The 19,856-nt window shown below is 69.9% G+C and carries 22 protein-coding genes; 11 read left to right on the forward strand and 11 right to left on the reverse strand.

The window, feature by feature from the left end; translation table 11 throughout:
- Positions 1-25 precede the first annotated feature (25 nt).
- From OHB41_RS02240 to OHB41_RS02260, 5 genes are read left to right on the forward strand one after another with little or no spacing between them, the layout of a single operon-like run.
- On the forward strand, positions 26-1,597 hold the full coding sequence (locus OHB41_RS02240) for an ABC transporter substrate-binding protein (RefSeq protein ID WP_266696242.1): 1,572 nt from the start codon (positions 26-28) through the stop codon (positions 1,595-1,597).
- A complete protein-coding gene (locus OHB41_RS02245) occupies positions 1,594-2,601 on the forward strand; it encodes an ABC transporter permease (protein WP_266696243.1) in 1,008 nt (335 codons plus the stop codon). Before OHB41_RS02240 ends, OHB41_RS02245 begins: the two co-directional genes overlap by 4 nt.
- A complete protein-coding gene (locus tag OHB41_RS02250; RefSeq protein ID WP_266696244.1) occupies positions 2,598-3,506 on the forward strand; it encodes an ABC transporter permease in 909 nt (302 codons plus the stop codon). Before OHB41_RS02245 ends, OHB41_RS02250 begins: the two co-directional genes overlap by 4 nt.
- Complete coding sequence (locus tag OHB41_RS02255) at positions 3,503-4,345, forward strand: ATP-binding cassette domain-containing protein (protein WP_266696245.1); 843 nt, start codon at positions 3,503-3,505, stop codon at positions 4,343-4,345. Before OHB41_RS02250 ends, OHB41_RS02255 begins: the two co-directional genes overlap by 4 nt.
- Entirely contained in the window at positions 4,342-5,154 is an 813-nt protein-coding gene (locus OHB41_RS02260; protein WP_266696246.1) for an ATP-binding cassette domain-containing protein, read from the forward strand. The genes OHB41_RS02255 and OHB41_RS02260 overlap by 4 nt, the downstream gene beginning before the upstream one ends.
- On the opposite strand, the gene OHB41_RS02265 is transcribed toward OHB41_RS02260, so the two are convergent.
- On the reverse strand, positions 5,151-6,110 hold the full coding sequence (locus tag OHB41_RS02265) for an ROK family protein (RefSeq protein ID WP_526024879.1): 960 nt from the start codon (positions 6,108-6,110) through the stop codon (positions 5,151-5,153). The two genes, OHB41_RS02260 and OHB41_RS02265, sit on opposite strands and share 4 nt — an antisense overlap.
- Positions 6,111-6,151: 41 nt before the next feature.
- Here OHB41_RS02265 and OHB41_RS02270 point away from each other — a divergent pair, with 41 nt between their 5' ends.
- The 3 genes from OHB41_RS02270 to OHB41_RS02280 are packed head-to-tail and all read left to right on the forward strand — an operon-like array spanning position 6,152 to position 8,434.
- Positions 6,152-6,943, forward strand: coding sequence for a creatininase family protein (locus tag OHB41_RS02270; RefSeq protein ID WP_266696247.1), 792 nt, complete (start codon positions 6,152-6,154; stop codon positions 6,941-6,943).
- On the forward strand, positions 6,930-8,057 hold the full coding sequence (locus OHB41_RS02275; protein ID WP_266696248.1) for a mandelate racemase/muconate lactonizing enzyme family protein: 1,128 nt from the start codon (positions 6,930-6,932) through the stop codon (positions 8,055-8,057). Before OHB41_RS02270 ends, OHB41_RS02275 begins: the two co-directional genes overlap by 14 nt.
- Complete coding sequence (locus tag OHB41_RS02280; RefSeq protein ID WP_266696249.1) at positions 8,054-8,434, forward strand: RidA family protein; 381 nt, start codon at positions 8,054-8,056, stop codon at positions 8,432-8,434. The genes OHB41_RS02275 and OHB41_RS02280 overlap by 4 nt, the downstream gene beginning before the upstream one ends.
- A 181-nt stretch (positions 8,435-8,615) precedes the next feature.
- Here the strand turns inward: OHB41_RS02280 and OHB41_RS02285 are convergent, their stop codons facing one another.
- From OHB41_RS02285 to OHB41_RS02305, 5 genes are all read right to left on the reverse strand, one after another.
- Positions 8,616-9,404: an SAM-dependent methyltransferase gene (locus OHB41_RS02285; RefSeq protein ID WP_266696250.1), complete on the reverse strand. Its 789-nt coding sequence runs from the start codon at positions 9,402-9,404 to the stop codon at positions 8,616-8,618.
- A gap of 235 nt (positions 9,405-9,639) precedes the next feature.
- A complete protein-coding gene (locus OHB41_RS02290) occupies positions 9,640-10,416 on the reverse strand; it encodes an ABC transporter permease (RefSeq protein ID WP_266696251.1) in 777 nt (258 codons plus the stop codon).
- On the reverse strand, positions 10,413-11,411 hold the full coding sequence (locus tag OHB41_RS02295) for an ATP-binding cassette domain-containing protein (RefSeq protein WP_266696252.1): 999 nt from the start codon (positions 11,409-11,411) through the stop codon (positions 10,413-10,415). Before OHB41_RS02295 ends, OHB41_RS02290 begins: the two co-directional genes overlap by 4 nt.
- A gap of 44 nt (positions 11,412-11,455) precedes the next feature.
- Positions 11,456-12,127 carry a DUF4097 family beta strand repeat-containing protein gene (locus OHB41_RS02300; protein WP_266696253.1) on the reverse strand — a complete coding sequence of 224 codons (672 nt, stop codon included), beginning with the start codon at positions 12,125-12,127 and terminating at the stop codon, positions 11,456-11,458.
- A 282-nt stretch (positions 12,128-12,409) separates the two neighbouring features.
- Entirely contained in the window at positions 12,410-13,267 is an 858-nt protein-coding gene (locus OHB41_RS02305) for a helix-turn-helix transcriptional regulator (protein ID WP_266696254.1), read from the reverse strand.
- Positions 13,268-13,352: 85 nt separating this feature from the next.
- On the opposite strand from OHB41_RS02305, the gene OHB41_RS02310 reads away from it, so the two are divergent.
- Positions 13,353-14,135, forward strand: a complete 783-nt coding sequence (locus OHB41_RS02310) for an SDR family NAD(P)-dependent oxidoreductase (RefSeq protein WP_266696255.1) — start codon at positions 13,353-13,355, stop codon at positions 14,133-14,135.
- Positions 14,136-14,395: 260 nt separating this feature from the next.
- On the opposite strand, the gene OHB41_RS02315 is transcribed toward OHB41_RS02310, so the two are convergent.
- Both OHB41_RS02315 and OHB41_RS02320 read right to left on the reverse strand, forming a co-directional pair.
- Entirely contained in the window at positions 14,396-14,737 is a 342-nt protein-coding gene (locus OHB41_RS02315; RefSeq protein ID WP_266696256.1) for a hypothetical protein, read from the reverse strand.
- Between the two features lie 75 nt (positions 14,738-14,812).
- Positions 14,813-15,871, reverse strand: a complete 1,059-nt coding sequence (locus tag OHB41_RS02320; RefSeq protein ID WP_266696257.1) for a hypothetical protein — start codon at positions 15,869-15,871, stop codon at positions 14,813-14,815.
- A gap of 368 nt (positions 15,872-16,239) precedes the next feature.
- Between OHB41_RS02320 and OHB41_RS02325 the strand changes: the two genes are divergently transcribed.
- Positions 16,240-16,497 (forward strand): hypothetical protein, encoded by a 258-nt coding sequence (locus OHB41_RS02325; protein WP_266696258.1) that lies wholly within the window; start codon positions 16,240-16,242, stop codon positions 16,495-16,497.
- A gap of 282 nt (positions 16,498-16,779) precedes the next feature.
- On the opposite strand, the gene OHB41_RS02330 is transcribed toward OHB41_RS02325, so the two are convergent.
- The 3 genes from OHB41_RS02330 to OHB41_RS02340 form a co-directional block, all read right to left on the reverse strand.
- Positions 16,780-17,457 carry a hypothetical protein gene (locus OHB41_RS02330; RefSeq protein WP_323138345.1) on the reverse strand — a complete coding sequence of 226 codons (678 nt, stop codon included), beginning with the start codon at positions 17,455-17,457 and terminating at the stop codon, positions 16,780-16,782.
- Entirely contained in the window at positions 17,454-17,972 is a 519-nt protein-coding gene (locus OHB41_RS02335) for an RNA polymerase sigma factor (RefSeq protein ID WP_266696259.1), read from the reverse strand. The genes OHB41_RS02330 and OHB41_RS02335 overlap by 4 nt, the downstream gene beginning before the upstream one ends.
- Before the next feature lie 630 nt (positions 17,973-18,602).
- The gene (locus OHB41_RS02340; RefSeq protein ID WP_323138346.1) at positions 18,603-18,923 is read right to left on the reverse strand and encodes a WhiB family transcriptional regulator; all 321 of its coding nucleotides are present in this window, start codon (positions 18,921-18,923) and stop codon (positions 18,603-18,605) included.
- 491 nt (positions 18,924-19,414) lie between these two features.
- Here OHB41_RS02340 and OHB41_RS02345 point away from each other — a divergent pair, with 491 nt between their 5' ends.
- On the forward strand, positions 19,415-19,783 hold the full coding sequence (locus OHB41_RS02345; protein WP_266696260.1) for a DUF488 domain-containing protein: 369 nt from the start codon (positions 19,415-19,417) through the stop codon (positions 19,781-19,783).
- The last annotated feature ends 73 nt before the right edge of the window (positions 19,784-19,856 follow it).

Here is a 19,856-nt window from a genome sequence, read left to right on the forward strand (position 1 = left end):
TCTGACGGAACGGATGTGTTGCTCAATGGAACGTATACGTCAGGAGCGGGCCCCGGACCGCAGCCGCCCGCGCCGCGACGTCCTGCGCCTGGCCGGTTTGGTCCTGCCGGCTCTCGCCGCGCCCCCGCTGCTCGCGGGGTGCCGGAGCGATCCCGCGAGCGGCGCGGGCAACGTCCTACGGGTGTCGCAGCCCGGGGACCCCGTGACCATGGACCCGCAGAAGCAGGGCGACATGGTGTCGATGAACGCCCTGATCAACATGTTCGACACCCTGACCACCCGGGGCCGCGACAACAAGCTGCACCCGCGGCTCGCGCTGTCCTGGACCGCACGCGACGAGCGCACCTGGCGCTTCACCCTGCGCCCCGGTGTGAGGTTCCACAACGGTGAGGTCTGCGACGCCGCGGCGGTGAAGTTCTCCATCGAGCGGCTGCTCGATCCCAGGACCAAGTCACCGATCGTCGAGCTGCGTTACGTGAAGAGCGTCTCGGTCGTCGACCGGCTCACCGTGGACGTCCACACCACGTTGCACGACCCGATCCTGCCGGACAAACTCTCCCTCTTCGGCGGGGTGGTCGTCCCGCCGCGCTATCTGGCCGAGGCCGGGGACCAGGGGTTCGCCTCCCACCCGGTCGGCACCGGGCCGTTCACCTTCGTCCGCTGGCAGCGTGACCACGAACTGCGCATGCGGGCCTTCCCGCGGCACTGGGCCGGCCGGCCGCATGTCGACGAACTCGTCTTCAGCCCGGCACCCAACGCCTCGTCCTCGCTCGCCGCCCTGCAGAGCGGCGGGGTCGACCTCGTGGCGGGACTCACCCCCGACGCGGCCCAGCAACTCGAGGGCTACACCGGCGTCACCCTGGACGGGTTCAGCGGGATCCGCACCTCGTACCTCTCCCTCAACACGCTGGACAGGGGGCCGCTCAGCGACCGCCGGGTGCGGCAGGCGCTCAACCACGCGGTCGACGTACCGCTGTTGATCAAAGCGGTCCTCGGCGGCAAGGCACGCGAGGTGCCCGCGATGATCCCGCGCGGCGCCTTCGGCTTCGACCCGTCCGTCAAGCCGTTCACCCGCTCGGTGCGGACAGCACGCGAACTGCTCGCCGAAGCCGGCTATCCCAACGGGTTCAGCACCACGCTCACCGCCTCCAACATCGACTCCAACGTCGCCGAGGCGCTGTCCGGACTCCTCGCCAAGGCGGGCGTGCGCGCCCGGGTCGACCTCCTGGACCCCGGTACGTACTCCAGCCGTCTCACCTCCTCCAACCACGCCGCGCTCGGTCCGATGTACCTCGCCGCGAGCACCATCTGGACGCTGGACGGCGAGAGCATGATCCAGTCGAACGTGCGCAGCGACCGCCGGCAGAGCCGCTGGCACTCCAAGGAGGCGGACCGGCTCGTCGACATCGAGGAACTGTCCGTGGACCCGGCGGAGCGCACCAAGGCCTTCTCCGACCTGCAACGGCTGATGCAGCGGGAAGCGCCGTTCGTCTTCCTCTACCAGCTCGACAACATCTACGCCCGCAACCAGAGCCCCCGCTGGAAACCGGGCCCCGCCGGAGTCCTGGCCATGGCGAGCGCGGAGGTCTCCCGATGACCGACCCCTCCCTCCGGCAGCGGCCGGACGCCACCCACGACGGCGGCCCCCGCGTCCGGACCCGCGACCGGGACGCGGTACGGCTGCTGCGCACCGTCCTCGTCCGGCTCGGCACCGCCCTGCTCGTGCTGCTGTGCACGGCGACCGTGTCGTTCTTCCTGGTCCGGCTCTCCGGGGACCCCGTCAAACTGCTGCTCCCGCCGGACGCGACCGCTCAGCAGGAAGCCGTGCTCCGGGGCTCCCTGGGCCTGGACCGGCCACTGTTCACCCAGTACGTCGACTTCCTGTGGGGGCTGCCCCGCCTCGACTTCGGCAACTCCCTCTTCTACAACGAGCCCGTGCGCACCGTACTCGCCGACCGGCTCCCCGCCACCCTCCAACTCGCCGCGGCCGCACTGGTGGTGACCCTCGTCATCGCGATCCCCGCGGGCATCTTCGCCGCGATGCGACGCGGCCGGGCCTCCGACCGTGGCGTGATGACCATGGTGCTGCTCGGGCAGTCCACCCCGCCGTTCTGGGTCGGCATCCTGCTGATCCTGGTCTTCGCCGTCGGCCTGCACGCCCTTCCCGCCTCCGGCTACGGCACGTTCGCCCATCTCGTCCTGCCGGCGATCACCCTCGCGGTCTACTCCGTCGCCGTCGTCGCACGGCTGTTGCGCTCCTCGCTGATCGACGTCCTGTCCTCCGATCACATCCGTACCGCGCGCGCCAAAGGCTTCGGCCCGCTCAAGATCGTGCTCACACACGGCCTGCGCAACGCGTCGCTGCCGGTGGTGACCGTGATCGGTCTGGAGGTCGGCAGCCTGCTGGGCGGCGCGATCCTCACCGAACAGGTCTTCTCCTGGCCCGGCGTCGGACAGCTGACGATCGAGGCCATCTCGCACCGCGACTTCCCGCTCGTCCAGGCCACCGTGCTGCTCTTCGCCGCGACCTTCGTCGTGGTGAACCTGCTGGTCGACCTCTCCTACAGCTTCCTCGACCCGAGGGTGAGGACGTCCCGATGACCGTCACACCACCGTCCGTCGCCGCACCGGCGGCCACGGCGGGACGCAGCCCACGCGCCGCCGCCCTGCAGACCCTGCTCCGCAACAGGCTCGCCGTCGCCGCACTCGCCGTCCTCGCGATCATGCTGGTCTTCGCTCTCTTCGCACCGCTGATCGCCCCCTACGACCCCAACTCCCAAGACCTGCTCCTGCGGTTGGAACCACCCGCCTGGCAGTCCGGCGGTAGCGGCGCGCACCCGCTCGGCACCGACCAGCTCGGCCGCGACATGCTCTCCCGCGTCATCTACGGCACTCGTGTCTCTCTCCTCGTCGGTGCCGGCGCCGCCCTGCTCGCCGGAGTGATCGGCACCGCGGTCGGCCTCGCCTCCGGCTACTTCGGCGGCTGGCCGGACCGGGTCCTCATGCGGCTCGCCGACGTCCAACTGGCCTTCCCCGCCATCCTGCTGGCCCTGGCCATCGTGGGCTTTCTCGGCTCCGGACTCTGGTACGTGATTCTCGTCCTCGGCTTCACCGGCTGGGTGTCCTACGCCCGCGTCGTGCGCTCCGAGGTGATGTCGTTGCGCTCACGTGACTTCATCACCGAGGCACGCGCCATCGGCGTCACCGACGGCGTCATCATGCGGCGCCATCTCCTGCCCAACGTCATGGCCCCGCTCGCCACCATCGCCACCCTGCACGTCGCCGCCGCCATCGTGGCCGAGGCGTCCCTGAGCTACCTCGGACTCGGTGTACCCAAGGAAACCGTCACCTGGGGCTCGATGCTCGCCGACGGCCAGCTGTACCTCGGAACCTCCTGGTGGGTCGCGGTGTTCCCCGGCGTCGCCCTGATGATCACCTCACTCGCCGTCAACATCACCGGCGACGCCCTGCGCGACGTCGCGGACCCGAAGGCATACCGCCGATGACAGACGACCACGTCACCCCCGACCGCACCACGCCCGTTCCCACCGCGCCCGTCCTCGAAATCGACGACCTGAGCGTCGACTTCCGGCTCGACGCCTCCACCGTGCACGCCGTCCGGGGCGTCAGCCTCCGGGTCGGCGCCGGCGAGACCCTCGCCGTCGTGGGCGAGTCCGGCAGCGGCAAGACGGCCACCGCACTGTCCGTGCTGCGCCTCAACCCCGCACCGCCGTGCCGCTACACGGGCGGTGAGATCCGCTTCGAGGGCCGCGACCTGCTCGCCGTGAGCGAGAAGGAACTGTGCGCGATCCGCGGCCACGACATCGCCATGATCTTCCAGGATCCGATGACCAGTCTCGACCCTCTCCAGCGGGTCGGCACCCAGGTCGCCGAGGTGCTGCGACACCACCGCGGTCTCTCCCGCGCCGAGGCCGGAGCGGCGGCGCTCGCCGCACTGGACGAGGTCGGCGTCCCCGACCCCGAACGCCGCTACCGGCAGTACCCGCACGAGCTCTCCGGCGGTCTGCGCCAGCGCGTGATGATCGCGACGGCACTGGTGGCGCGGCCAAGCGTCCTCATCGCCGACGAGCCGACCACCGCGCTCGACGTCACTGTGCAGCGCCAGATCCTGGATCTGCTCGTCGCACTCCAGAGACGACACGGCATGGCCGTCGTACTGATCACCCACGACCTCGGAGTGGTCGCCGAGACGGCCGACCGGGTCGTGGTCATGAACGCGGGCCGGGTCGTGGAGAGCGGTGACGTCATGGACGTCTTCGACCACCCCGCCGAGGACTACACGCGTCGGCTGCTGGACGCGACCCCACGATTGGAGTCGGCATGACGCTGCTCGAACTGGACCACCTGCGCATGGAGTTCGGCGGCAAGCCGCCTCATGTGGCGGTCGACGACGTGTCGCTGACCGTCGCCGAGGGGCAGACCCTGGCCCTGGTCGGGGAATCGGGCTGCGGCAAGACCACCCTGACCCGGCTGCTCCTGCGGCTGCTGGAACCGACCGCCGGGAGTGTCCGGTTCGACGGGCAGGATCTCGGGACCCTCTCTCCGGCCCGACTGCGAGCCGTGCGGCGTCAGATGCAGGTCGTGCTGCAGGACCCGTATTCCAGCATGAACCCGCGCATGCGGATCACCGACATCGTCGCCGAGCCGCTGGTCACCCACGACCCTCAGGCGCGCGGCCGGCGCGGCAGGGCCCGCACCCGCGAACGCGTCGGCGAGCTGCTGGAGTCGGTGGGGCTGCCCGCCGGGATCCAGGACCGCTACCCGCACGAGTTCTCCGGCGGCCAGCGCCAGCGCGTCTCCATCGCCCGCGCCCTCGCCCTCGAACCCCGCCTGGTCGTGCTCGACGAACCCACCAGCGCACTCGACGTATCCGTCCAGGCACAGGTTCTCGACCTGCTGGCGGAGCTGCAACGGCGCCTCGGTCTGACCTACGTCTTCGTCTCCCACAACCTCGCCGTCGTCCGGCAGGTGGCCGACCGGGTCGCCGTGATGCGGCAGGGCCGGCTGGTGGAAGTCGGCGACGCGGCCGACGTCTTCGGAAATCCGCGGCACCCGTACACCCGGCAGTTGCTGGACGCCGTTCCCCTGCCCGACCCGCGCCGCGCCCGCCGCGCCCGTACGGAGGCGGTCTAGAGGTGGGACAGCACCAGACCGGCGCCGCCCAGCAGGGCGACATCGTCCACGGCCGCCCCGCTCACCACCACCTGCGACAACTCGGCGCCCACCGACGCACCGTCCGAGCGCAGCCGCTCCTCGATGAGGGTGCGGAACCGCTCACCGCCCTCGCGTGCCTCTCCGTGCAGGACGAACAATCCGGGCGCGAACAGCTGCTGGACGTTGACCAGACCCAGGGCCACGTTCTCGGCGTACTCCGCGACCGTGCGCCGGGCCGACTCGTCGTCGCGCTCCACCAGCGCGGCGAGCGACACCCCGTCGCCGAGTCCGGCCGCACGGGCGCGGGCCCGCAGCCAACGGGTGGTGGCCACCGTCTTCCAGCAGCCGCGGCCGCCGCAGGTGCACGTGTCGCCACTGGCCGACACCGTCATATGGGCGCCGCTGCGGCCACCGGCCGGGGCGAGCACCTCACCGTCGTACAGGATGCCGACCCCCAGCACCTCTCCGGTCGACACCGAGGCGAACGTCCGGCGTCCGCGCCCGGCCCCGAACCAGCGGTCGCCGAGCACCTGCAACCTGGCCCGGTGCTCGACACGCACCGGCACACCGGTCAGTGCGCCGAGCCGCGCGGTCAGGGGGTAACCGTGCAGTGCCGGCACGTCGTTGACCTCGTTGATCAGGCCGGCACCGGGATCCACGAGCCCGGCGGCCGCCACGCCCACCCCGACCAGGTCGTGCCCGTCGAAGACTCCGGCGGCCAGCGCGAGCGCCGCGTCGATGTCGGCGGGCAGCGCCGTCGCCGCGTCGTACGACGCCTCGGCGCGCCGCACCACTGTGCCGGACATGCTCAGCACGGCCGCCCTGACCCGTCCGGGCACCAGTTCCACCCCACCGAGCATCCGTGGCGAGCGGGGCGCGACCGGCCCCGGCGCCGGCTCGGGAACCAGCCGCAACGGAAAACGTTCATGGACCATGCGCCGACTCTGCCACGGCAGGGTTTCAGGGAGATAGCGCTGTGAGAGATCTGACCGAGCTGACCTGGCACGAAGTACGCGAAGCAGGCACGCGCGCGATCGCGCTGCTGCCCATCGGGTCACAGGAACAGCACGCCGCCCACCTGCCCATGGGCACCGACACCCTCCTCGCCGAGGCGGTACTCGACCGGGCGGCCGCGCTGCTCACCGAGGACCCGACCGAGTCCGAGCTGGTCCGGCTGCCCGCCCTGCCGTTCGGCCACAGCCCGCACCACCTGTTCGCAGCCGCCGTCTCCCTGTCCGCCGCGACGCTGGGCGCCGTACTCGACGACGTCCTCGACTCCCTGGTCACCAGCGGATACCGGCGGATCATGGTCATCAACGGCCATGGCGGCAACGACGAGATCATGCGGCTCGCCGTGAAGCGTTTCGCGCTGCGCGCCGACGTCACCGTCGCCGCCTGCTCGTACTGGACGATCACGGCCGGTGACGACGGAGCCGACGAGGGCAGGCCCGAGGTCACCCCGGGACACGCCGGCTGGTTCGAGACCTCCCTGATGCTCGCCGCCCACCCCGCCCTCGTCCGCACCCCGGTCGCACCCCGGGCCCCGGTCGAGCCCCCGCCTCTTTTCGACAACCCGCCGTACCCCGGACTGACCGTGGAGCGCCACGGCGAATGGGCTCGGGTCGGCGGATCGACGGACGACGCCTCCGGCGCCGACGCCGCGTCGGGGCGCCGGCTACTGGACGACAGGGCCCGGGGACTCGCCCGGGCGATCCGTGCGTTCGACGCCGCCACCATCCGAACCGAGGAGAACAATGAAGATCACTGACGTCGACGTATGGGTGGTCAACCTGCCCCTGCTCAATCCGTTCACCAGCTCGTTCGAGACCAAGACCGGGGAGACCCGCACCGTCGTACGGATCCGCACCGACGACGGTGTCGAGGGCTGGGGCGAGACGATGTGGGGCCGGCCCGTCGCGGCGATCGTCCGCGCGATCGCCGGCGATCTGATCGGCACCAGCCCGTTCGCCCTGGAGAGCTTCCACCGCAGGCAGCACATGGTGCCCTTCTTCCACGGCTATCTCGGATACGCGGCCATCGCCGCACTCGACGTGGCCTGTTGGGACGCCATGGGCAAGGCGACCGGACAGTCCGTCACCGACCTGCTGGGCGGACCCGTCCGGGACGAGGTCCCCATCACCGCCCTGGTGACCCGCGCCGACGCACCCGGTGCGAGTGCCGACGCCCTTCCCGGACAACTCGCCGACCACGCGGCGCGCGTGGTCGCCGAAGGCGGGTTCGGCGCCGTCAAGCTCAAGGGCAGCACCGACGTGGCGGGCGATGTCGCCATCATGCGGGCGCTGCGCGCCGCGCTGCCCGAGGTGAACCTTCGGGTGGATCCCAACGCGGCCTGGTCCGTGCCCGATTCGATACGTGCCGGGATCGCCCTCGAAGAGCTGGACCTCGAATACCTGGAGGACCCTTGTGTCGGCATCGACGGCATGAGCCAGGTGAGGGCGAAGGTGCGGATCCCGCTGTGCACCAACATGTGCGTCGTACGGTTCGAGGACTTCGCCCCCGCCATGCGTCTGAACGCGGTCGACGTCATCCACGGCGACGTCTACAAGTGGGGCGGCATCGCCGCCACCAAGGCACTGGCGGCCCACTGCGAGACGTTCGGGCTCGGCATGAACCTGCACAGCGGCGGTGAGCTGGGCATCGCGACGGCCGCGCATCTCGCCGTCGTCTCCAGCACACCCGTGCTGTCCCGCGCCATCGACAGCATGTACTACCTGCACGCCGACGACATCATCGAACCCCTGCATCTCGAGGGCGGCCGTCTGCGGGTGCCGACAGGCTCCGGCCTGGGGGTGACCGTGGACGAGGAGAAACTGCGCCACTTCGCCGGGGTCAACGAGCGGGAAGGCGATCTGACCGGATGAGGAAGGAAGCGGTTCACACGGGGGACGCGCCCCGGCCGGCCGGGGCGTACAGCCAGGGCGTGGTAGCCGGCGGGTTCCTGTACACCGCCGGCTTCGGTCCCCAGGACCCGCGGACCGGGACGATGCCCGAGGGTGTGGCGGACCAGACCCGGCAGGTGCTCCGGAACATCCGGGCGGTGCTGGCCGAGCGGGGGCTGAGCCTGGACGACGTCGTCAAGGTGACGGTGCACCTGCAGGAACTGCGGCGGGACTTCGCCGACTTCGACGCCGCCTATCGGCCGTTCTTCGCCGAGCCCTGCCCGGTCCGTACGACGGTCGGCTCGGACCTGATGAACATTCTCGTGGAGATCGACGTGGTGGCCGTCCTCCCTGCCTGACGCGCAGACCCGGGGGGCGGGGAATGGGTGGGGACGGGTGGCCGGGACCGCATGAGGCGCCGGCCGCCCGTGGACGGAGCGTCAGATCGGCTTCGGACCCGGGCCGCCCCGCCTCCACGGCGAACGAACCTCCCGTAGCTCACCGACCTCGGAGGCCGGGGGCGTCAGGGGATGCGGGACGTCAGCGGACGCGGGCCACCGCGCTGTAGATACCGCTGCCCTCCGCGACGGGCGCCGGCTCCGTCCTGAACCACTCAGGCGCCGTGACCAGTCCGGGATCGACCAGGTCGAGGCCGTCGAAGAAACGGGTGACCTCCGCGCGGGTACGGAAGCCGAGGCGGATGCCGCCCTTGGCGTACTCGGCGGTCACCATCTCCGCCAGTTCCGGATACAGGTCGGACGAGGCGTGCGACATCACCAGGTAGCTGCCGGACGGCAGGGTGGCGACCAGGTCGCGGACGATGCCGTGCGCGTCCTGCTCGTCGGGGATGAAGTGCATCAGGGCGATCAACGACAGAGCGATCGGGCGCTCGAAGTCCAGTACGGCGCGGGCACGTTCGAGGATCGCCGCCGGCTGCCGCACATCGGCCTGGATGTAGTCCGTGGCCCCTTCGGGACCGCTGGTCAGCAGGGCTTGTGCGTGCCGCAGCACGATCGGGTCGTTGTCGGTGTAGACGACCTTCGCCGTGGGAGTGATCTGCTGGACTATCTGGTGAAGGTTCGGCGCGGTGGGTATGCCGGTGCCGATGTCGAGGAACTGGTCGACGCCCTGAGTGGCGAGCCACCCGGCGGCGCGCTGCATGAACTGCCGGTTCTGCCGGGCCGCGTCGCGCGCTTCGGGCGGCAGCTTCTCCCCCACGGCCTCGTCGACGGGGTAATTGTCCTTGCCACCGAGAAGCCAGTCGTAGACGCGCGCGGGATGCGCGTTGGAGGTGTCGATCTGCGGTGGCTGGGGGGTGTCGGTCGTCATGACGGGCTCCGGCGCACGAGGGGGATCATGGGTATTCCGCAGCATCGTACTCGGAGATGGCATCACGCCTGCTCCTGACCGGAGTTGGTGTCACGGCCGGCGCGCGGCGGCCTCGGCCGCGCGAGCCCGGCAGGCGGCGGAGAAGGACGCGAGGCGCCGTATTCCGACAGGATGTCGGAGTACGGCGCCTTGGGGTGGAACGGGTTCGCGGGTGAGGTCCGCGCTGTCATGGCGGCTACTTGGGGTCGCGGTCGAACTGTGCCTTCGACCAGCGGTGGCCGAGGACGCTCAGGCCCAGGCACCAGGCGAGGGCGATCCACCAGTTGTTGCCGATCCCCGTACCGAGGAGAAGTCCGCGCAGGGTCTCGATGGCCGGGGTGAAGGGCTGGTACTCGGCGATCGGCTGGAACCAGCCGGGCATGGAGTCCAGGGGGACGAAGGCGCTGGAGATGAGGGGCAGGAGGATCAGCGGCATGGCGCTGTTGCTGGCCGCCTCGGCGTTGGGGCTGCCCATGCCCATGCCGACCGCGATCCAGGTGAACGCGAGGGCGAAGAGGGCGAGCAGCCCGAACGCCGCCAGCCATTCCAGAACGGTGGCGTCCGTGGAGCGGAAGCCCATGGCGACGCCGACGGCACCGACGAGGACGACACTGATGATCGCCTGCAGCACGCTGCCGACGACGTGTCCGAACAGCACGGACCCGCGGTGGATGGCCATCGTGCGGAAGCGGGCGATGATGCCCTCGTTCATGTCGGTGGCAACGGAGACGGCGGTGCCGACCACCGTGGACCCGATCGTCATCAGCAGGATGCCCGGCACGATGTAGGCGATGTAGGCGGAGCGGCCCGCGCCGCCGCTCATGGTGTTGCCGAAGATGTAGACGAAGAGCAGGAGCAGCATGACGGGGGTGAGCAGCAGGTTCAGGGTCAGGGAGGGGTAGCGCCGGGCGTGGAGCAGGTTGCGGCGCAGCATCGTGGACGAGTCGCGCACGGCGAGGGAGAAGGAGCTCATCGCAGGGCCTCCTTGGCCTGGTTCGGCTGGTTCGGCTGGTTCGGCTGGTTCGGCTGGTTCGGCACGTCGGTGCTGCCGGTCAGGGCGAAGAAGACGTCGTCGAGGTCGGGGGTGTGCACGGTCAGTTCGTCGGCCTCGATGTCGGCGGAGTCCAGCCGGTCGAGGAGGGAGCGCAGTTCGCGCTGGGTGCCGCCGCTGGAGATCTGCAGGGCGAGGGCTTCGTCGTCCCGGGCGGCCTCGGGCAGTGCGAGGGCGGCGGACCGGTAGGCGTCCGGGTCGGTGAAGCGGAGTCGGACGTGTCCGCCGGGGATCAGCCGCTTCAGTTCCTCGGCCGTACCCTCCGCGGCGATTCTCCCGTCGTGCAGCACCGCGATGCGGTCGGCGAGTTCGTCGGCCTCCTCCAGGTACTGGGTGGTGAGGAAGACCGTGGTGCCGCCGACGACGAGTTCGCGGATGATCTGCCACATGGTGTGCCGCGAGCGCGGGTCCAGGCCGGTGGTCGGCTCGTCCAGGAAGATGATGCGCGGGCTGCCGACCAGGGTCATGGCGATGTCCAGGCGGCGTTTCATGCCGCCGGAGTAGGTGGAGGCCGGCTTCTTCGCCGCCTCCACCAGATCGAAGCGCTCGAGGAGTTCGGCGGCGGTGCGCCGGCCCTCGGCCTTGGACAGGTGGTGCAGGTCCGCCATGAGGAGCATGTTCTCCTCGCCGGTGATCAGACCGTCGACGGCGGAGAACTGGCCGGTGACACCGATCACGGCGCGTGCGGCCCGCGCCTGGGAGGCGAGGTCGTGGCCGCCGACGTGGATCTGGCCGGAGCCGGCGTCGGGGGTGATGAGCGTGGAGAGGATCTTGACTGCGGTGGTCTTGCCGGCGCCGTTCGGGCCGAGCAGGGAGAAGACGGTTCCTTCGGGGACCGTCAGGTCGACGCCGTCGAGCACGACCTTGTCACCGTAGGACTTGCGCAACCCGTACGCCGCGATGGCCAGGTTGGTCATGAGGGGACTCCTTCGGAGGCTGCGGGCGGTGATGTCGTCGTGGGTCAGATGCTGCGGGCGGTGATGTCGCCCTGGGCGGTGGTCGCCCGGATGGTCAGACCGGGGGTGCCGTCGGTGTTCTGGAGCGCGTTGTCGATCCGGCCGTAGCCGGTGCCGGCGTCCAGGGACGCGGAGACGCCACGGGCGGCGCCGACCGTGATGTCGCCGGACTCGGTGCGCAGGGTGACGGTGCCGCGGGTGGCTTCGGCGATGTTCAGGTCGCCCTTCTGGGTGCTGATCTCCGCGGGACCGCCGAGGCGGCCGACGGAGATGTCGCCGGCCATGAGTGTGAGGCGGGCGCCCGCGGTCTCGTCGAGCTTGACCGTGCCCTGGGCGCCCTCGAAGGCCACGTCGCCCAGGCGTCCCACGCCCCGGAACTCGGCGGCGGCCGCCTTCGCCTCGACGCGGGAGCCCACGGGAAGCTGGACGGTGACCTCGACGGATCCTGAACTGCTGCCGAGGAGCAGGCTCTTCGCCGGTGCCGCCTCGATGCGCAGGACGCCGTCACCGAAAGCGACCTGGACCTGTTCCGCGGCCTTCACGTCGCGGTTCTTGGAAGCGTTCGCGGGCAGGACCTCGACGGTGGTGTCGGCGCGGTCGGCGGCGATGAACCGGATGCGTCCCGCGGGGATGTCGAGGACGGCCGAGACGGGGGCGGGGGTGTCGAACTTCTGCATCGTGCTCTCCTTCTCCTGCATCGCGCGCCCTTTCGGCTCGCGTTTTCCGATGACAGAAACGCTACGTTGCATTTACGAATCCGACAACAGTCTTGTTGCGTGAAATCCGCGTAGCAGCAGGTAGATGCGCGAAGTTCGTTGCAATGGTCTTGCGGAGAATGCAACGCTCCAGACGAGGGTCATTGCAATGGATTGACAGTGAACGCTATGCCGGGCATCGCGCAGCCGGCACCTCCCGCTCCATGGAGGGAGCACACCCCCGATCCGGCGTGTGCGGCTCCGTCAGAACGACCTGCTCGCGTCGACGCCCGCGGCTCCCAGTACGTTCAGAAGAGCCAGCGCCTCGGCGCCACGGGATCCGGGCGGCGCGGTGTAGAGCACGAGGTACTGGTCGTGGTCCGTGAGCGCGAGCGAGTCGCAGTCGACGGTGAGCTCCCCGACGACCGGGTGACGGAAGGTCTTCGTGAGCATCGGCGCGGCCTGCACGTCGTGCCGCTCCCAGAGCCGGGCGAACTCGGGGCTGCCGTCGCGTAGTTCGTCGACGAGTGTCGTCACCGCCGGGTCGGACGGGTACCGGGCGAGGGTGAGCCGGAGCCGCATGACGACGTGATGCCGGAACTCCGCCGCGTCGGAGACCCCGTACAGCGTCGATCCGGAACGGGCCGACCCGAGGAATGCCCGGCGCGCGAGATTGCGGTCCTCCGGGGCCACCTCGGCGAAGTTCTCCATGAGCGCGGCCGCGAGGTCGTTCCACGCGAGCACCTCGAACGCGGCGGACGTCACGAAAGCGGCCGTCTGCGGCAGCCGCTCGAGGAGCGCGAGGATGCTCGGGCGGACGTCGCGCCGGTGCAGTCCGCTACGGCTCGGCGCGGTGCCCGCGAGGACGTGGAGGTGATCGGACTCCGTGTCCGTGAGCCGCAGCGCACCTCCGATCCCGGCGAGGACCTCGCCCGACGGCCGCGGCGCCCTGCCCTGCTCCAGCCGGACGTAGTACTCCGTGGAGATGTGCGCGAGAACCGCGACCTCCTCGCGGCGAAGACCCGGTGTCCGGCGTCGCGAGCCGGAGGGGAGGCCCACGTCCTCCGGCCGGAGCCGCTCGCGACGGCTACGGAGAAACGCCCCGAGCTCCTGTTTGTCCATACCCCAAGTCTGCACGCCGCGCGGCGGCGGATCCTGGTACCGCCTGTGCCTGTATCCGTCCGGAGGCCGGCCGGACACTCGGACCATGACGAACGACATCGACATCGCACCCATCGGCCTGCTCACCGGCAAGGTTGTGTTCATCACGGGCGCCAGCCGCGGCATCGGGGCCGCCGCCGCCCGCCTCTTCACGCGCGAGGGCGCCGCCGTCGTCCTCGCCGCCCGCAGCACCGACGCCCTCGAGCGGATCGTCACCGGGATCCACGCCGACGGTGGCGTCGCGGATGCCGTGACGGTGGACCTCGCCGACCGTGCGAGCGTCCGCGCGGCGGTCGACCGCGTCGAGGAGCTGCACGGACGGCTCGACGGCGCGTTCAACAACGGCGCGGCGATTCAACAGCCCGGCCCGCTCGACACGACGAGCGACGAGGACATCGAGGAGCAGTTCGCGGTGAACTTCCGTGCGCACTGGACCGCGATGACGGTCGAGGCCGCGCTCATGCGCCGGGGCGGTGGCGGAGCGATCGTCAACACCTCGAGCATCGGCAGCCGCCGCGCGAACCCGGAACTCCCCGCCTACGGCGCGATGAAGCGCGCGCTGAACAGCATCACCGAGACCGCCGCCGTGACCTGGGGGCGGCAGGGGATCCGCGTGAACGGCATCACCCCCGGCGGCACCGCGACAGAGATGATCGACAAGTGGGAGGCGGCGTCCCCGGGCGTGGTCGAGCGCATCAACGCGAGCATCCCGCTCGGCCGGATGGCCGAGCCGCGCGAGGTCGCCGAGGTGGCCGCGTGGCTGCTCAGCGACCGGGCCTCGATGGTGACCGGCGCGATCGTGCCGGTGGACGGCGGCGCCGGCGCCTGAAGGACAGCCACGGTCCGGCTGAGGGGCAACGCTGACACGGCTGACACGGCCGACGGGGCCGACAGGACCGACAGGACCGACAGGAGTCAGAAGATCATCGTGCGGGTGACCGCCCACCACCGCGGCTGGAGCGGGTCCCTCGGTTCGGTGCACCGTGACCGACGCGGTGGTGGGCGATCCGTCGCCCCGGAGCACTCGGTCAGGGGTGCCCCGACTCTGCGGGCGGGGCACCGTGGCGGGACGCGGTGAAGGGGCGTGCGTCAGATGGCGCGCGCGGATGTCGGAGTCAGCTTCTGCTCCGTCGAGGTGGTCGCCCTCGTTTTGTGCCACGTGCGGCACACGGTGACGACCGAGTCGTACAGGACGACGAGACCGGTGAGCCCGAGCGCTACGGGGGCGTCGCCGTGGGGCATCACATGGGTGAAGTAGAGGGTGCTCGTGGTGGTGATGGCGGGAAGGGCGAGAGTCCCGGCCGGCCGCCGCACGTTCTTGAGCCTCTTGTAGAGCAGTTGGCGGACCGCGCGGGGCGGGATGAGGCTCCAGGCCGGGCCGGTTCCGGTGTCGCCGCTGTGGGGCTCGATGAGGGTCAGGTGCTCGCTCACGGGTAGGTCCTTGGACGCGGGGCCGAGGGGGTCGGCCGTGAAGGGGGCCATGTATGCGTGATCGGACGTTCGGGGTTACAGGTCCTCGTCGTCGAGGTCGTAGAGGCCTTCGGTGAAGTCCGGTTGCCGGAGGCGGTCCGATTCGTCTTCGACGATGCGACCGAGGCGGCGGGCGGTGATTTCGTCGCGGGCGATGACGAGGCCTTCGACGAAGGGGGTGCTGCCGGTGGCGGCCTTGTAGAGGATCTTGCTGGCGCCCCAGGGCTCGGTGACGTTGCCGCCGTTGCTGTAGAGGCGGACGGCCATGCCGTGCCCGGCGGAGACCAGCACGATGGCGCTGTTGAGGACGCCTTCGGAGAAGTGGACGGCGGCGGGCACTGCCCGGCTCAGGACGGCCTGGATGATCGCCGAACTCGTGTCGTCGACAACGATCAGGTTCTGGTATTCGCGGCGCAGCCGGTTCTCGAGCCCTGTGACGGATCGGGGCAGGACGATGTAGCCGGGTTCGGGGTCGGGGACCAGGGGCTCGCCGAGCATCTGGATCCAGGTTCCGGACGGCAGGAGCCGGTGGGCGTTGGTGCAGTCGGACATCAGGGCCGATTCCGCGGTCACCGCGGCCGCGTGCAAGGGGTGGTCGGGGAGCCACACCAGCACGGACAGGGAGGCGGCGTTGGCGTCGCCGGTGACGAACAGCCGGCGCAGACAGCCTGTGGCGGAGATCGACACCACGGGCCTGCCGCTGAGGATGTGTTCCCGGAACTCTTCGGTGCGTTCCTCCAGGCTGCCCTTGGCGCCGATGACGGTGATCGGGACGCCGGCGGTGTTGCTCACCTGCTCGAGAGCGGTGTGGACGGCACCCACGATGCGCGGCATGAGGGATGCCTCGAAGGTGTCCCAGAAACGGGTCTGCCCTGCTCGGCCGCTCCAAGGAGGGCATGGATCGTCAAGGCTCTCCAGGGCACGGACGTGGCGCAGTTCGTCGTCCTGAGGGAGCTTCTGGTCGGCGTCCTGGCCCTGTTCGAGTTCCTGGCGGATGGTTCGAAGCGTTCCGAAGATCGTGGAAGCGCTGAGGCCTGCTATGCCGTCTGCCCGGTAGGGCACCTCCACGCCGTCGCCGGGGAAAGGCTTGCTCATCAAGGGATTCAACTCCTCTTCATCACTTGCTGGTTGCGAGTGAGCGGTCGTGGCCTGCTTCGGTCCGCTCCGAGACTACTGGATGAGCGTCATGACACTCATATGGAGCATCTCATGTTGCACTACAGGAAGCTCATGGCGCGTCAGACGACTTGAAGTGTCCTAGGCCACAGTGGAGATCTTGTGTATGCCTCCACAAAACCTGTATGCGTAGCCGGGTTTGGACGAACTCCGACGCGCACTTCACGAAGTCGCGTAGCCTAGGGTGCTCAGACAGTCGCGCGCAGCGCGCGCACCTCAAAGCGGGAGGCAAGCCCCGACCCTGATGTGGACCCGGGGCTGCCTCGGCCCCGACCGAAGGGAACTCCGTGCCCAACGAGCGCAAGAAGACCGAGGAAAAAGACCGGCAGGTCGTCGTTTCTGTCCGCTTCCCGAGCCAGTTGTTGGAGCGGATCCATGCGGTGGCAGCCATCCAGTCCGTGACCGCCAACGCGATCATTCGTGAGGGAATGGACAGCTACATCCGGGAACGCGTGGCCAGCGCCGAGTTCCAGGAGGCGCGCACGGCGTACCTGGCTCGTGCTCAGGCACAGGTCGCCACCGCCTTGCAGGATCACACCGCGTGAGAAGCCCGACAGGCATATGACATCGTTGCCCACCCCTGTTGTGCCGGCGTCCGCCGACGCCGGGACCAGCCCCACCGCGTGCACTCTTTGATCACATAACAGCAGTTCGATCCCACGAGCCGAGGTCCGTTTCCGGGGCCTCGGCTCCGCTGTGTCCCGCGCACCGGGGCGAGCGCCACCCGCCGGTGCGCAGCCGAGCACGGCGTCGGCGGCTACAGCTCCCGCCGGCGCGGGCACGGCGTGGAAGAGAGGTGAACATGGCGACCGTCCGGTGGTGTGGAGTCAGTGCGGAGGAGCGCAGTCCTGCAGGCGGTCCGCGATCTCGCGGTCGGGCCGGCACACCAGGACGTCGCCGGTGTCGTCACGGGTGGCGAGGCGCTCCACCTCGGCCGTCAGACCGTGCCGCGAGGAGGGCGGCGTGGGGTAGTGATGACGGACGTGGAAGGCGAACTGCCCCATGCCCTCGATGAAATCGTCGTCGGGTCCGTTGAAGCAGTACTTCAGCTGATAGATCCAGAAGTCGGCCTCCTGGATCTCCCCACGGCCCAGGTGATGCAGGTACAGGCAGTAGGCGGCCGCCCCGTGGTCGGCGCCTGCGGCCAACTGCCACCAGAACTGGGCGCTTTCGGGATGCCCGGCGAGATGGAGCATGCACGCGAAGACCTGCGCGCCGTCGACATCGAGGTCGGCCAGCGGCGCGCAGCCCTCTTCCGGACCGTCCTCCCCGATGGCCGCGGCCAAACGCTCCACGTGTTTGGCGGCCTGCCGGTGGTTGAGCACCCAGCGCGCCACCACCCGCAGTTGGTGGCGTGCCCGTGAAACGGTCGGCATGCCGCGGTCGGCCGGCACATAGCCGGCATCCTCGGCGAGACGGCGTAGGCCGGCACCCACATCGAAGGCGCGACGGTCCTCCCGCACAGTCCTGCCGGCCCTTGCCAACAGCTCCTCCACATTCGTCACCTGCGGTCCCCTTCCTTCTTGATGTGCGCGGGCACAGCGCCCTGCAGGCGTTCCTTGGCCTTGCGGCAGTGGTAGTCGACGGTGCTGGCCGTGACCCCCATGTACCAGCTGATCCTCTTGGTGTCGCAGTCCAATACGTAGCGCATGACGATCGCGTCGAACTGACGCGGCGGCAGCGCGCTCAGGGCCTTCCACAGACCGATGTCGCTCCGCAGCAGCGCCAGTTCCCGGCGGAATCCGATCAGCGACTGCGATATGACGACCCGGCGCACGATCGCCCAGGTCTGCTGGAGCAGGTTGTGCTCCTCGAGCAGAGCGTCCCAGTGGCGCAGAATCTCCAGGAACGCACGGTGCACGGCTTCTTCGGCAGCATCGTTGGTGCCGAGGTAGAGCAAGGCGTAATGGTGGAAGTCATCCTGGGCGGCGAGGTAGAGCGCCTCGAACTCCAGAGGCAGAGGCAACACGGCCTCGGCTACTGGACTGCCGCCATCCTCCGCGCGGAGATCGTCGGTCATGAGTCTTCTTGCGTCCTCTTCAGATGTGGCAAGGGCCGGACGGAACAGGCGAACGCCGGGCCACCGCGCCGCCGCTGGGTGACGACCACTCAACCGGGCCGATCGGCCGAACACGCATACGCAGAGCAGCGAAAACTACGCACTGATCATCAGAGGGTGCGCACCGTGATCGCCCCGACGCTCCGCCACGCGGGGTGAGCTGCACCTTTACGTGTCACCGCCATCCGGAACAGAGGCCTCATGGCCCCCAGGAGTGGCGCACGTCACGGCGACGGCACGGGCTGCTCGGCGCCATCCCCCACCACGAAAGAGTGAATTCCTCCCAAAAAGCCCACAGGGCAGCCCTCGCGTCTCGACCGAGCCGCTCCGCAAGGAGTCGATCAAGGCCGAAAGTTGCCCTGCAGCTCGTGCCCTCGGAGCATCCGGAGCGGCTCGGCCCGGTCTCCCCGCATGGCGCGCCGGGCGCTTCGAGCGGTGAGGAGAGAAGCGCGCACGGCGCTCCGGACGAGAGCTCCCGGGATGCCGGGTGCGCTCCGGCTCAATTTCTGGGCGCGTGGACCCCGCGGTGAAGCAAGCGCTCGGTCAGCCGACACCGGGATGGCGCGGGTCGAGCGGGGCGCCGCGGAGGGCTCAGCCCGCGGCGGTCGAGCGTCCGCCGTCACCCGGGCGAGCCTGCCGGTCGTACGCCGTGCGCGCCGCCTCGAGCAACCGACGCCATGAGGTCACCGTCGGCCGACGGCGCAGCAACGCGCGCCGCTCCCGCTCCGTCATGCCGCCCCACACACCGTGCTCGATCCTGCGATCGAGGGCGTGAGCAAGGCATTCGGTCCGCACCGGGCAGCCGGTACAGACGGCTTTCGCACTGTTCTGCGTAGCGCCTTCGACAAACAGCTCCTCCGGATCGGTAGTTCGGCATGCCGCATGCGCGCCCCACTTGTCGTCCGTGTCCACCCCGTCGCCGCCCTCTCCCCTGTCCGGCCCGCCGAACACCACCCTATGCGTGTGGCAGTTCGGAGAACGTACGGCAATCGCACCAGGCACGGAACGGCGTTGCCCGGCAGCAATCCCTTCGAGTGAACAGCCCTTGCCAACCGCCCTGGAAACGAGCCTGACGGACCCTCAGCTCCGCTGCCGGCAGGCGATCCGGTCGTGCGGCCGGACGAGGGGCCCCGGCCGGACTCGTCCGGTCGCCGGTACCTCGCGGCATCGAACCGGACCTCCGAAGCGGGGCGGACGGCAGCGTGTGAGCTGACCCGAAGTGGCGCCGGCGGGCGCGCGGAGGGACGCTGGGTAGTGGTGCCCGCGTCCGGATCATGTGCGCCGGCGCCTGTCCGTCACGTGTGCCGGCGCCTGTCGGTGAGCTTGGCCCAGCAGTATCCGGCCGGGGTGACGCGGGGCGTCGGTCCGGAGCGTTGAACGAGAGTCCGGTGACGAGGTCGCTCATGACAGCGGATCACGAGGTACAGGTGCGGGTGCGCAGGGCGTACGAGGTGCCCGAGCGGGCGGACGGCGCGCGGGTGCTGGTGGACCGCCTCTGGCCGCGTGGGCTGGCCAAGGCGAAGGCGCACCTGGACGAGTGGTGCAAGCAGGTGGCACCCTCCACGGAGCTGCGGCAGTGGTATCACCATGATCCGGACCGATTCGAGGAGTTCGGGCGCCGCTATCGCGAGGAGTTGCTGGATCCGGAGCGTGCGCGGGCGTTGGCGCATCTGCGTGACCTTGCCGGGGAGAAGACCCTGACGCTGGTCACCGCGACGAAGCAACCGGAGATCAGCGAGGCCGAAGTCCTCGCCGAGCTGCTCCGGAGCTGACTGCGGCAGTGCGTGCGCCCGTCGGCGTCGGATCAGGTGCCGGTGCGGACGGGGGACCCGGCACCTGTTCCTC

It is taken from the genome of Streptomyces sp. NBC_01571 (assembly GCF_026339875.1).
In the GTDB taxonomy this organism is placed as follows: Bacteria; Actinomycetota; Actinomycetes; order Streptomycetales; family Streptomycetaceae; genus Streptomyces.